The organism is Stenotrophomonas sp. NLF4-10 (genome assembly GCF_022359915.1).
Taxonomy (GTDB): domain Bacteria; phylum Pseudomonadota; class Gammaproteobacteria; order Xanthomonadales; family Xanthomonadaceae; genus Stenotrophomonas; species Stenotrophomonas daejeonensis.
Genome location: NZ_JAKSEE010000003.1, coordinates 3,388,872 through 3,401,018, shown reverse-complemented (window position 1 = coordinate 3,401,018; position 12,147 = coordinate 3,388,872). Strand labels below are relative to the sequence as shown.

The following is a 12,147-nucleotide window of genomic DNA, read 5'->3' as shown; positions in this document are numbered from 1 at the left end:
GTTTCGGGGCAGGGACGGTTTACTCGCCGATGTCCTCGTTCCACAGCTCCGGCTGGGTGGCGATGAACTCGCGCATCATGCCGATGCAGCGCTCATCATTCAGGTCGATGACGTTGACGCCGTTCTCGCGCAGCCAGTCGATGCCGCCGCCGAAGGTCACCGATTCGCCGACCACCACGGTGCCGATGTTGAACTGCCGCACCAGCCCGGAGCAGTACCAGCATGGCGCCAAGGTGGTGACCATGATGGTGTCGCGGTAGCCGCGCTGGCGGCCGGCCTTGCGGAAGGCGTCGGTCTCGCCGTGGATCGACGGGTCGCCTTCCTGCACGCGGCGGTTGTGGCCGCAGCCGAGCAGGCGGCCGTCGGCGTGGTACAGCGCCGCGCCGATCGGGATGCCGCCCTCGGCCAGGCCCTGGCGGGCCTCGGCGATGGCGGTGTCGAGCAGGGCGCGGTAGTCGGGGGTGGTGATCATGGCCGGTTCCTTCGGGGTCATGCGGCCATGATAGGCGCGCAGGGCATGGCCGGCCCGTCGGTGCGATAATCCGGCGCATGAGCGAATCCCCCTACAAGAGCGGCACCACCCATTTCGGCTTCCGCGACGTGCCGGCCAAGGACAAGCAGAAGCTGGTCGGCCAGGTGTTCACCTCGGTGGCCGACAACTACGACCTGATGAACGACCTGATGAGCCTGGGCATCCATCGGTTGTGGAAGCGCTATTTCGTCGCCACCGCGCAGGTCAAACCGGGCGACCGCGTGCTCGACCTGGCCGGCGGCACCGGCGACATCGCGGTGCTGCTCAAGGAACGGCTGGGCGCCGAGGGCAGCGTGGTGCTGGGCGACATCAACGCCGGCATGCTGTCGGTGGGCCGCGACCGGCTGACCAATCGCGGCCATGTTTCCGGCTTCGAGTGGGTGCAGTGCAATGCCGAGGCGCTGCCGTTCCCGGACCAGAGCTTCGACCTGGTGACCATTTCCTTCGGCCTGCGCAACGTCACCGACAAGGACGCCGCGCTGCGCGAGATGTACCGCGTGCTGAAGGTCGGCGGGCAGGCGCGGGTGCTGGAGTTCTCCGAGGTCACCGCCGACTGGTTCAAGCCGATCTACGACTTCCACTCGTTCAAAGTGCTGCCGAAGCTGGGCAAGCTGTTCGCGCGCGGTGATGGCGACAGCTACCAGTACCTGGCCGAGAGCATCCGCAAGCATCCGCCGCAGGAAGAGCTGAAGGCGATGATGGGCGAGGCCGGCTTCGGCCGTTGCCACTACAAGAACCTCAGCGCCGGCATCGTCGCCATCCATTCCGGCTACAGGCTCTAGTTGCAGGTGCCGGCCGCTGGCCGGCACGCTGTTTCCGTTTCTCCGTTTTCCAGAGGTAACCCCATGCGTTCACCCTTCCTGATGCTTCCCTTGGCCGTTGCGCTCGTCGCCGGCTGCGCCAAGGAGCCCGCCGCCCCCGTCGCCGATCCCGTTGCCGAGAAGCCCGCCGCCGCCGTGAACACCGTCAGCCGCAGCCACGACGAGAGCTCCTACGCCGAGCCGGACAAGGTGGTCGTCAAGGACCTGGCGCTGGAACTGAACGTCGATTTCGACCAGAAGCAGATCGGCGGTACCGCCACCTATGCGCTGGAGTGGAAGGACAAGGACGCCAAACAGCTGGTGCTGGACACCCGCGAGCTGACCATCGAGAAGGTCGAGGCGCTGGCCGCCGACGGCGCCGCCACGCCGCTGCAGTTCGAGCTGGCGCCGGCCGACAAGGTGTTCGGCAGCAGGCTGGGCATCGAGGCGCCGCAGCAGCCGGCCAGCGTGCGCATCACCTACCACACCGCGCCGACCGCTTCGGGCCTGCAATGGCTGGAGCCGTCGATGACCGAGGGCAAGAAGCTGCCCTTCATGTTCAGCCAGTCGCAGGCGATCCACGCCCGTTCGTGGGTGCCGCTGCAGGACACCCCGAGCGTGCGCTTCACCTATGAAGCGCACGTCACCAGCCGCCCGGACGTGATGGTGCTGATGAGCGCCGACAACGATCCGAAGGCCGCGCGCGACGGCGACTACAGCTTCAAGATGCCGCAGCCGATCCCGTCCTACCTGCTGGCGATCGCCGCCGGCGACCTGGTGTTCGAACCGATCTCGCAGCGCTCGGGCGTGTGGGCCGAGCCGGCGATGGTCAACAAGGCCGCCAAGGAGTTCGAGGACACCGAGAAGATGATCGGCGCCGCCGAGAAGCTGTACGGCGACTACCGCTGGGGCCGTTACGACATGCTGGTGCTGCCGCCGTCGTTCCCGTTCGGCGGCATGGAGAACCCGCGCCTGACCTTCGCCACCCCGACCGTGATCGTCGGCGACAAGTCGCTGGTCTCGCTGGTCGCGCACGAGCTGGCGCACAGCTGGTCGGGCAACCTGGTCACCAACGCCAGCTGGAAGGACATCTGGCTCAACGAGGGCTTCACCACCTACGTGCAGGCGCGCATCACCGAGGCGCTGTACGGGCAGGAGGCGGCCGAGATGGAGCGCGAGATCGACCAGACCGACCTGCTGGCCGAGGTGAAGGAGATGAGCCCGGCCGACCAGGCGCTGGCGCTGCCGCCGCTGACCGAGCGCGACCCGGACGAGGCGCTGAGCAACGTGGCCTACGTCAAGGGAGCGTGGTTCCTGCAGTTCCTGGAGCAGCGCTTCGGCCGCGAGGTGTTCGACCCGTTCCTGCGCGGCTGGTTCGACGACCACGCCTTCCAGAGTGCCAACACCGACCAGTTCGTCGACTACCTGAAGCAGAACCTGCTGCCGAAGAACCCGACCGCGGTGACCGAGGCCGAACTGCACGCGTGGCTGGACGAGCCGGGCATCCCTGCGTTCGCGCCGAAGGCCCGTTCGCGCGGCTTCGCCGTGGTCGATACCGCGCGCATCGCCTTCCTCGGCAGCGACAGCCTGCCCAGCAACCAGGTGACCGGGCAGTGGAGCACGCAGGAATGGGTGCGCTTCATCGATGGCCTCGGCAAGACCGTGCCGGTGGAGAAGCTGGCGCAACTGGACAAGGCCTACCACTTCACCGGCACCGCCAACGGCGAGATCGCGATGCGCTGGTACCCGCTGGCGATCCGCAGCGGCTACGGCGAGGCGCAGGCCGCGGCCGGCGAGTTCATCCAGCGCGTCGGCCGCCGCAAGCTGATCCTGCCGATCTACGCCGAACTGCTGAAGACCTCGGAAGGCCTGGCCTTCGCCAAGGACGCGTTCGCCAAGGCCCGGCCCGGCTACCACCCGATCACCACCGCCTCGGTGGAAGACATGATCGCCAAGGCCGAAGCCGCACCGAAGCCGTAATCCGGCGGCATCGTGAACCAGCGCGACGGCGGGCGAAAGCCCGCCGTTGTCGTTTGCGTCGGCCATGTCGCAAACATCTTTGCTCTTGTTTGCTTTTGCAGGAGCGACGCAAGTCGCGATGAGGCTCCACCGGTACAGCCCCCTCGCGACTTGCGTCGCTCCTGCAACAAATACACTCTCGTCCACGCCATTCGTCGCCCGCAAAGGACCCCCGCCATGAAACGACTGATCCTGCTCGCCGCCTGCACCTTGGCCGTGGCCGCCTGCACCGACCCGGAGGCCGAGCGCCAGAAGCAGGAAGCCGCCGCGGCGCAGGAGCACGCGCGGCGCGAGGTCGACGCGGCCGCCATCGGCAAGCAGTACGACGGCGCGGTGGCCGCCGCCGACTGGGAAAGGGCGCGCATCTTCGGCGTGGCCCTGTTCGACCAGTACCCGGATTCGGATACCGCCGCGCGCATCGAGCCGGGTTTCGTCGAGGTGAAGGCAAAGGCCGAGGCCGCGCGCGAGCTGCGCCGCATGCAGGCATTGTGGAGCTACAACCAGGTGGCGGTGGGCAAGGGCGTGCAGCGCTCGGCGATGATCCAGGGCAAGGAGCGCGTGGACGTGGACGGCAGCGGCGCCAAGGTGGTGCAGCTGGTGTTCCGCGACCACCCGCAATGGAAGCGCCACGCCTACCTGGTGCTGCAGGCCGGCGACTTCGCCAGGGCCTGCTACCGCGCCTGCCAGGTCAAGGTCGGGGTGGACGGCGCCGCGCCGCGCGCGATGGCCGCGCACCGCCCGGACACCGACGAGGCCATCGCCATGTTCATCGACGACAACCGTGGGCTGTGGCGACAGGCGCGCAAGGCGAAGGTCATCGAGATCGAGTTTCCGGTGCAGGCCGGAGGCACCCGCAGCGTGGTGTTCGAGACCGGCGGCCTCGACGGCGGCCAGATGCCGGGCTGGGATTGAATCCGGAAGGCGATGTCGTAGGAGCGACGCGAGTCGCGACCGGGCGTTGTCAGGAAAGCGCCGGTCGCGACTCGCGTCGCTCCTGCAAGAAATCAGGAGGCGTCCGGATGGATATCGTGATCGTGGCGGTGGTCAGCGGGCTGGCCATCGCGTTGCACGTGGGCCTGTACCTGCTGTTCCGGCGCTGGATGGACCGTGACCTCGCGCTGTCCTTCGCCGGCGACGACGCGGGCAAACGCGGGTACATGCGCGAGTGTTTGCAGCGGGCAAGGCAGGAAGGCGTGCGCCATCGCGACTTGCCGGCGTGGCTGGAGCGCGAAGCTGCCCGCTACGAGGGGCCGGGGTAACCCTCCCGGCGCGTCTTTTCCAATCGAAGTGCAACCTCTTCCACACAACGAAAAACGGCGCCTTCCGGCGCCGTTTCCGCATGCGTTCGGGCGCCCCGGCTCAGAGCCTCAGAGCGCGTAGCCGAACTGCTGCTTGAACTGCTCGTTGAACTCGTCGAAGTCGAAGCGCTGGTTCTGGGTGCCGGGGTGCTCCACCTTCAGCGCGCCCATCAGGTTGCCCATGCGGCCGATGGTCAGCCAGTCGCGCCCGGTCTGGATGCCGTGGATCAGGCCGGCGCGGAAGGCGTCGCCGCAGCCGGTGGGGTCGACCACGCGGCGTTCGTGTGCCGGCGGGATGTCATAGGTCTTTTCCGGGGTGTGGATCACCGCGCCCTTCGGGCCCTGGGTGGTGATGTAGGCCTTGACCCGCTGCACGATGTCCTTCTCGCCCCAGCCGGTGCGTTCCTGCAGCAGGTTGGACTCGTAGTCGTTGACCACCACGTAGTCGGCCTGCTCGATGAACTCGCGCAGCTCCGGGCCGTTGAACAGCGGCATGGCCTGGCCCGGGTCGAAGATGAACGGCACGCCCATCTGCTTGAACTCGACCGCGTTCTGGATCATGCCCTCGCGCCCGTCCGGGCCGACCAGGCCCAGGGTCACGCCCGGCACGTCCTTCACGTGGTTCTCGTAGGACCGCATCATCGCGCCGGGGTGGAAGGCGGTGATCTGGTTGTTGTCGTGGTCGGTGGTGATGAACGCCTGCGGGGTGAACAGCTCGTCGATCACCCGCACCCGGCTCAGGTCGATGCCCAGCGCGTCGAAGTGCTCGCGGTACGGGCCGAAGTCCGAGCCCACCGTGCCCATCGGGATCGGGTCGCCACCCAGCAGGTGCAGGTTGTAGGCGATGTTGCCGGCGCAGCCGCCGAACTCGCGGCGCATGCGCGGCACCAGGAACGACACGTTCAGGATGTGCACCTTGTCCGGCAGGATGTGGTTCTTGAACTGGTCCGGGAACACCATGATGGTGTCGAAGGCAAGGGAACCACAGATCAGTGCGGACATCGCGGGAAGGCCTGGCAAGTGAAAAGGAAAACCGCCTCCCTTCGGGCGCGGGCGGGGTGGCGCGGGCGGCGCGCCAAGGTGCGAAGGTTAGCGGCTGAACCGGCGCACGGCCAGAACCCCGCCGCCGCCGAGGGGGGCGGAAACCGGTCCAAAGCCTGATGTCGCAACGGATTCTCCTTGCCGCTGCCGGGGGGGATTGATAGGCTAACCGCCCTCGTTTTCTGCCCATTTTTTCGCCATCCGGCGCGGGCGCGACACCCTTTCCAGGACCACTCCCCAGATGTTCAAGAAGCTGCGCGGCATGTTCTCCAACGACCTGTCCATCGACCTGGGCACGGCCAATACCCTGATCTACGTGCGCGGGCAGGGGATCGTGCTGAACGAGCCGTCGGTCGTGGCGGTGCGCCAGGACCGCGCCATCGGCGGTACCCGCTCGGTCGCTGCGGTCGGCGCCGAGGCCAAGCAGATGCTCGGCCGCACCCCCGGCCACATCACCACCATCCGCCCGATGAAGGACGGCGTGATCGCCGACTTCACCTACACCGAGGCGATGCTCAAGCACTTCATCAAGAAGGTGCACAAGAGCCGCGTGCTGCGCCCGAGCCCGCGCGTGCTGGTGTGCGTGCCGGCCGGCTCCACCCAGGTCGAGCGCCGCGCGATCAAGGAATCGGCCGAGGAGGCCGGCGCGCGCGACGTCTACCTGATCGAGGAGCCGATGGCCGCGGCGATCGGCGCCGGCATGCCGGTCACCGAGGCGCGCGGCTCGATGGTCATCGACATCGGCGGCGGCACCACCGAGGTGGCGGTGATCTCGCTCAACGGCATCGTCTACTCGGCCTCGGTGCGCATCGGCGGCGACCGCTTCGACGAATCCATCACCAACTACGTGCGCCGCAACCACGGCATGCTGATCGGCGAGGTGACCGCCGAGCGGATCAAGATGGAGCTCGGCTGCGCCTACCCGCAGGCCGAAGTGCAGGAACTGGAGATCACCGGCCGCAACCTCGCCGAGGGCGTGCCGAAGATGATCAAGATCAACTCCAACGAGGTGCTCGAAGCGCTGCACGAACCGCTGTCGGGCATTGTCAGCGCGGTCAAGCTGGCGCTGGAGCAGACCCCGCCGGAGCTGGGCGCCGACGTGGCCGAGCGCGGCATCGTGCTGACCGGCGGCGGCGCGCTGCTGCGCGACCTGGACAAGCTGCTGTCCGAGGAAACCGGCCTGCACGTGCAGGTGGCCGACGACCCGCTGACCTGCGTGGCCCGCGGCGGCGGCCGTGCGCTGGAGCTGGTGGACATGCACGGCAACGAGTTCTTTGCGCCGGAATGAGGCGGGGAACAGGGGACGGGGAACGGGGAATGAAAGATCATTGGTTTTCCCGGTATTCCCCGTTTTCCCCGTGCCTGCCGTTGTTTCCATCCGGGATTCCCGTGCCGTGCCATGACCACGGAAGGCGTCGTGCACGTCCATTCCCCGTTTCCCATCCCCCGTTCCCAGCAGCCACACCGTGCCTCCCTACGCCGGCCCTCCCGTAGCTTCCCGACAGGGTGATGCCGCCAGCACGCTGCGGTTGTTGGCGTACCTGGCGCTGGCGATCACGCTGATCGTGTTCGACGACCAGGGCAACTGGCTGGCGCGGCTGCGCGCGCAGGCCGAACTGGTGGTGCAGCCGGCGTGGGCGCTGGCCGGGCTGCCGGGGCGGGTGGGCGCCTCGGTGCGCGACAACGCCGCCAGCCACAACCAGCTGGTCGCCGAGAACCGCGCGCTGCGCAACGAACTGTTGCTGGCCAACGCACGGCTGACCCGGCTGCAGACCGCGGCGCTGGACAACGCCCAGCTGCGCGAACTGCTGAACGTGGCCGAGCGCGGCGGGCTGGACGTGCAGCTGGCGCCGATCCTCGACATCGACCTGGACCCGGTGCGGCAGCGGCTGGTGCTGGACGCCGGCAGCCGTGCCGGCGTGCACGTCGGCCAGGCGGTGATCGACGCCGGCGGGCTGATGGGGCAGGTGATCGCGGTGACCCCGCTGCATTCGACCGTGCTGCTGCTGACCGACCCGGACCATGCGGTGCCGGTGACGGTGGCACGCAGCGGCGTGCGCCTGGTCGCCTACGGCCGCGGCGACCGCCTGGTACTGCGCGACATCCCGCTCAGCGCCGGGGTCGAGGTGGGCGACGAGATCGTCACCTCGGGCCTGGGCGGGCGCTTCCCGGCCGGCTTCCCGGTGGGCAGGGTGGTCGAGCTGCAGCCGGACGACTCGCACGCCTTCCTGCTGGGCGAACTGGAACCGGCGGCGAAGCTGGACCGCGGCAAGGACGTGCTGTTGTTGCGGAGAGCGGGGAACGGGGAACGGGGAACGGGGAATGACGGTGCCACGAGTACCGCAGATTCCGTCGCTCCCCCCCCTTCCACGCCGGCAGCGCAGCAGGATGCAGTGCCGGCTACCTCCCATTCCCCGCCTCCGAAGGAGGCCACCCCATGAACCGCCTGCGCAACCGCACCTGGGTGCTGCCGGTCAGCGTGGCGCTGGCGCTGCTGCTGGGGCTGGTGCCGCTGCCGGCGCTGCTGCAACCGCTGCGGCCGTACTGGCTGGCGCTGGTGCTGACCTACTGGGTGATCGAGACGCCGGACCGGGCCGGGCTGGGCTTCGCCTTCTGCATCGGCCTGCTGGCCGACCTGCTGTACGGCGGCATCCTCGGCGAGCAGGCGCTGCGGCTGGTGGTGATGGCCTTCATCCTGCAGCGCTTCCGCGCGCGCATCCGCTTCTTCCCTCTGTCGCAGCAGGCGCTGGCGATCGGCGGCCTGCTGGTCAACGACCGCATCATCGACGCCGCCATCCATCTGTTCGCGGCCGAGCCGGTGCTGCCGTGGAGCTACTGGTGGGCGCCGCTGCTGGGCATGGCGCTGTGGCTGCCGCTGTACGTGCTGCTGGACGCGCTGCGGCTGGGCAAGCGCGGGCGCTGACGTGCACGCGCGGCGCCAGCAGAAGAACCCGCATGCCGAGGTCGAGCAGTTCCGGCGCCGCGCGGCGCTGGGTTTTTTCGGCGTGCTGCTGGGGCTGGGGGTGCTGGGCGGCTGGTATTTCAAGCTGCAGGTGCTGGACCACGACGTCTACGTCACCCGCTCGGAGGCCAACCGCATCAAGGCGCGGCCGGTGGTGCCCGGGCGCGGGCTGATCTACGACCGCAACGGCAAGCTGCTGGCCGAGAACGTGCCGGCGTTCCGCGTCGACGTGACCCCGAACAAGGTCGAGGACATGGCCGCCACGCTGGCCGGCCTGCGCGAAATCTTCTCGCTCGGCGACGAGGACATCGAGCGCTTCAACCAGTCGCGCAAGGCGCGCCGCAGCTTCGTGCCGGTGACGCTGAAGCTGCGCGTGTCCGAGGAGGAAATGGCGCGCTTCGCGGTGGACCGCTGGCGCTATCCGGGGGTGGAGCTGGAGCCGTACCTGACCCGCCGCTATCCCTATGGCGACCTGCTCGCGCACGTGATCGGCTACGTCGGCCGGGTCGACGACAAGGACCTGCAGGAGCTGGGCGAGGGCAACGCGGCGCTGACCCACATCGGCAAGTCCGGGCTGGAGCGCTATTACGAGCGCGAACTGCGAGGCAAGGTCGGCTACGAGCAGGTCGAGACCAACGTGCAGGGCCGCGCCATCCGCACCGTCGGCCGGGTGCCGGCGCAGTCGGGTACCGACCTGCGGCTGTCCATCGACATCGACCTGCAGCGGGCGATGGTCGAGGCCTTCGGCGAGCAGGAGGGCTCGGCGGTGGCGATCGACCCGCGCAGCGGCGAGATCCTGGCGATGGTCAGCCTGCCGTCCTTTGATCCCAACCTGTTCGTCAACGGCATCTCGCACGCCGATTTCAACGCGCTGAACGAGAACCCCTCGCGGCCGCAGTTCAACCGGCTGGTGCTGGGCGGCGTCGCCCCGGGCTCGACGGTCAAGCCGTTCCTCGGCCTGGCCGGGCTGGACAGCGGCCTGCGCCGGCCGGAGGACAAGATCCTCTCGCGCGGCATGTTCTACCTGCCCGGCGTCAGCCGCGGCTGGGGCGACGCCAACCGCGGCGGCCACGGCTGGACCGACCTGCGCAAGTCGATCGCGCAGTCGGTGAACACCTACTACTACCAGCTCGGCATCGACATGGGCGTGGAGCGCTACGACGAGTACATGGGCGGGCGCTACGGTTTCGGCCAGCCCACCGGCATCGACCTGCTCGGCGAGATCGACGGCATCCTGCCGTCGCCGGCGGCCAAGCACAAACTGCGCAACGAGCGCTGGTACCCCGGCGACATGGTCAACGCCAGCATCGGCCAGGGCCTGTGGAAGGTGACCCCGCTGCAACTGGTGCGCGGCGTCGGCGGGCTGGCCACCGGGCAGCTGCGGCGGCCGCACCTGGTGGTGCAGCAGCGGGTCCGCTTCGACCACGACTGGGCGCCGTTGCCGCAGCCCGCGGCCAAACCCATCAGCCCCAACCCTTCCAACCTGCGCGCGGTGCAGGAAGGCATGATGGCGACCATGCAGCCCGGCGGCAGCGGTTGGCGGGTGGCGGCCGATGCCGCGTACCGGATGGCCGGCAAGACCGGCACCGCGCAGGTGGTCAGCCGCAAGGGCACCGCCGCGGTGAACCCCAAGAGCCTGCCGATGCACCTGCGCCACCGCGCGCTGTTCATCGGCTTCGCCCCGGCCGAGGCGCCGGAGATCGCCATCGCCATCGCGGTCGAGGGCGGTGGCTACGGTGGCTCGGCGGCGGCGCCGATCGCGCGCAAGGTGTTCGATGCGTGGCTGCTGGGAGCGGAGCCGGAAACCGGCGGTCCCGCGCCGGCACAAGCGTCGTCCTCGCCGCCCGTTGTCGCGGCTGCCCCGGCCGTGGCGGACACGCCGCAGGCCGGCGCGCCCGTGGACGGATCCGCCGGGTCCCCGACATCGCCTCCGGCGGCCGATGCCGCTCCCGCCCCGGTGCCCGAAGGGAGGCAGCCATGAAGGATTTCCTGCGCTGGCTGAAGGGCCTCGCGCACTGGCTCGGCCGCGGGCTGGACTGGCCGTTGCTGATCGCGCTCGGCGCGCTGATGGGCATTGGCCTGGCGGTGCTGGACAGCGCCGGCGGCAGCGGCCTGGTGATGGCGCAGGGCGCGCGTTTCGGCGTCGGGCTGGTGGCGATGTGGGCGATCGCGCGGGTGCCGATCCTGCGCATCCGCGCGTGGACGCCGCTGGTCTATGCGATCTCGATGCTGCCGCTGCTGGCGGTGTTCGTGCTGGGCACCGGCAAATACGGCCGGCAATGGCTGAACCTGGGCTTCTTCTACCTGCAGCCGGCCGAACTGCTGAAGGTCAGCATGCCGATGATGGTGGCCTGGTACCTCAACCGGGTGCCATTGCCGCCGCGGTTTTCCACGGTGCTGGTGGCCGCGGCGATCCTCGGCGTGCCGACCGCGCTGGTGATGCTGCAGCCGGACCTCGGCACCGCGGTGCTGATCGCCGCCAGCGGCGTGTTCGTGCTGTACCTGTCCGGGTTGCCGTGGTGGTGGTTCATCAGTGCCGGCGCGCTGGGTGGCAGCGCGGTGGCGGTGGTGGTGTTCGCGCCGATGTCGTGGTTCTCGTTCCTGCGGCCCTACCAGCAGGACCGCATCATGACCTTCCGCGATCCGGACAACGACCCGCTGGGCGCGGGCTGGAACATCATCCAGTCCAAGATCGCCATCGGCTCCGGCGGCCTGACCGGCAAGGGCTGGGGCCACGGCTCGCAGTCGCACCTGAACTTCATCCCCGAGCAGACCACGGATTTCGCGTTCTCGGTGCTGAGCGAGGAATTCGGCTGGATCGGCGTGGCGCTGGTGCTGGCGCTGTACCTGTTCGTGATCGGCCGCTGCCTGTGGATCGCGGTCGAGTCCCGCGACGGCTTCTCGCGGCTGGTGGCCGGCGCCACCGGCCTGTCGTTCTTCGTCTACGCGCTGGTCAACGGCGGCATGATCTCCGGCCTGCTGCCGGTGGTGGGCGTGCCGATGCCGCTGATCAGCTATGGCGGCACCGCAGCGGTGTCGCTGCTGGCCGGGTTCGGGCTGGTGATGGCCGCGCGCGTGCACCGCCCGGTCCACGGCGGCTGAACGCGGGGATTGCACGGGTTTTGATCTCGGTCATCCCATTTGCTTCACAAAACCCTCACAATTGCGCCCGCCACCGGCCGCCATCGCGCCGTGGCAATACCGGGGTCCGTCGAACGGGCATGGGGAGATGCCCGCCGACGTCGGAATCCGGTCCGGGCGCCGGCCGCACCTGTGGGATGGGGGTGCGGCCGGTGCCCGGATTCTTGATGGAGCACCCACCGGGTCATGACTCCGGGGAAACCCTGTGGGGGCGGCGCATGGCCGCGATGCTCTACCGGCACAGCCCCAAAGCATCGCGAGCAACGCTCGCTCCCACACCGCAGCAGCAGCCTCGTAGATGCGGGGCTCGCCCCGCATGGGGTTTTGCCGGGAGAGCTCCGCACCGGGCAAGCC

The 12,147-nt window shown here is 69.1% G+C and carries 9 protein-coding genes and 2 pseudogenes; 9 read left to right on the top strand and 2 right to left on the bottom strand.

The window, feature by feature from the left end; genetic code table 11:
* Positions 1–19: 19 nt before the first annotated feature.
* Positions 20–472, bottom strand: coding sequence for a nucleoside deaminase (locus tag MIC98_RS16130; protein WP_239737849.1), 453 nt, complete (start codon positions 470–472; stop codon positions 20–22).
* 77 nt (positions 473–549) lie between these two features.
* Between MIC98_RS16130 and ubiE the strand changes: the two genes are divergently transcribed.
* The 4 genes from ubiE to MIC98_RS16110 all read left to right on the top strand — a co-directional run bounded on the left by ubiE (position 550) and on the right by MIC98_RS16110 (position 4,610).
* Positions 550–1,314: a bifunctional demethylmenaquinone methyltransferase/2-methoxy-6-polyprenyl-1,4-benzoquinol methylase UbiE gene (gene ubiE / locus MIC98_RS16125; RefSeq protein WP_239737848.1), complete on the top strand. Its 765-nt coding sequence runs from the start codon at positions 550–552 to the stop codon at positions 1,312–1,314.
* Between the two features lie 63 nt (positions 1,315–1,377).
* Positions 1,378–3,312, top strand: a complete 1,935-nt coding sequence (locus MIC98_RS16120; protein WP_239737847.1) for a M1 family metallopeptidase — start codon at positions 1,378–1,380, stop codon at positions 3,310–3,312.
* Positions 3,313–3,528: 216 nt separating this feature from the next.
* The gene (locus MIC98_RS16115) at positions 3,529–4,263 is read left to right on the top strand and encodes a hypothetical protein (protein WP_239737846.1); all 735 of its coding nucleotides are present in this window, start codon (positions 3,529–3,531) and stop codon (positions 4,261–4,263) included.
* Between the two features lie 107 nt (positions 4,264–4,370).
* Positions 4,371–4,610, top strand: a complete 240-nt coding sequence (locus MIC98_RS16110) for a hypothetical protein (RefSeq protein WP_239737845.1) — start codon at positions 4,371–4,373, stop codon at positions 4,608–4,610.
* Between the two features lie 108 nt (positions 4,611–4,718).
* Here the strand turns inward: MIC98_RS16110 and MIC98_RS16105 are convergent, their stop codons facing one another.
* The gene (locus MIC98_RS16105; RefSeq protein ID WP_057641146.1) at positions 4,719–5,651 is read right to left on the bottom strand and encodes a carbohydrate kinase family protein; all 933 of its coding nucleotides are present in this window, start codon (positions 5,649–5,651) and stop codon (positions 4,719–4,721) included.
* A 280-nt stretch (positions 5,652–5,931) separates the two neighbouring features.
* Between MIC98_RS16105 and MIC98_RS16100 the strand changes: the two genes are divergently transcribed.
* The 5 genes and pseudogenes from MIC98_RS16100 (at position 5,932) to rodA (ending at position 11,754) form a co-directional block, all read left to right on the top strand.
* A complete protein-coding gene (locus MIC98_RS16100; protein WP_057641145.1) occupies positions 5,932–6,978 on the top strand; it encodes a rod shape-determining protein in 1,047 nt (348 codons plus the stop codon).
* A 178-nt stretch (positions 6,979–7,156) separates the two neighbouring features.
* A pseudogene (mreC, locus tag MIC98_RS16095) lies at positions 7,157–7,981 on the top strand (rod shape-determining protein MreC); the annotation flags it as partial.
* Between the two features lie 146 nt (positions 7,982–8,127).
* Positions 8,128–8,613 carry a rod shape-determining protein MreD gene (mreD, locus tag MIC98_RS16090; protein WP_239737843.1) on the top strand — a complete coding sequence of 162 codons (486 nt, stop codon included), beginning with the start codon at positions 8,128–8,130 and terminating at the stop codon, positions 8,611–8,613.
* A 1-nt stretch (position 8,614) separates the two neighbouring features.
* Positions 8,615–10,444: pseudogene (gene mrdA / locus MIC98_RS16085) on the top strand (penicillin-binding protein 2); the annotation flags it as partial.
* Between the two features lie 185 nt (positions 10,445–10,629).
* Positions 10,630–11,754, top strand: a complete 1,125-nt coding sequence (rodA, locus tag MIC98_RS16080) for a rod shape-determining protein RodA (protein ID WP_057641142.1) — start codon at positions 10,630–10,632, stop codon at positions 11,752–11,754.
* Positions 11,755–12,147: the final 393 nt, after the last annotated feature.

Excerpts from the sequence above, each read along its gene's own strand:
- MIC98_RS16130 (WP_239737849.1), bottom strand. The coding sequence starts at position 472 with ATGATCACCACCCCCGACTACCGCGCCCTGCTCGACACCGCCATCGCC.
- ubiE (WP_239737848.1), top strand. The coding sequence starts at position 550 with ATGAGCGAATCCCCCTACAAGAGCGGCACCACCCATTTCGGCTTCCGC.
- MIC98_RS16120 (WP_239737847.1), top strand. The coding sequence starts at position 1,378 with ATGCGTTCACCCTTCCTGATGCTTCCCTTGGCCGTTGCGCTCGTCGCC.
- MIC98_RS16115 (WP_239737846.1), top strand. The coding sequence starts at position 3,529 with ATGAAACGACTGATCCTGCTCGCCGCCTGCACCTTGGCCGTGGCCGCC.
- MIC98_RS16110 (WP_239737845.1), top strand. The coding sequence starts at position 4,371 with ATGGATATCGTGATCGTGGCGGTGGTCAGCGGGCTGGCCATCGCGTTG.
- MIC98_RS16105 (WP_057641146.1), bottom strand. The coding sequence starts at position 5,651 with ATGTCCGCACTGATCTGTGGTTCCCTTGCCTTCGACACCATCATGGTG.
- MIC98_RS16100 (WP_057641145.1), top strand. The coding sequence starts at position 5,932 with ATGTTCAAGAAGCTGCGCGGCATGTTCTCCAACGACCTGTCCATCGAC.
- mreD (WP_239737843.1), top strand. The coding sequence starts at position 8,128 with ATGAACCGCCTGCGCAACCGCACCTGGGTGCTGCCGGTCAGCGTGGCG.
- rodA (WP_057641142.1), top strand. The coding sequence starts at position 10,630 with ATGAAGGATTTCCTGCGCTGGCTGAAGGGCCTCGCGCACTGGCTCGGC.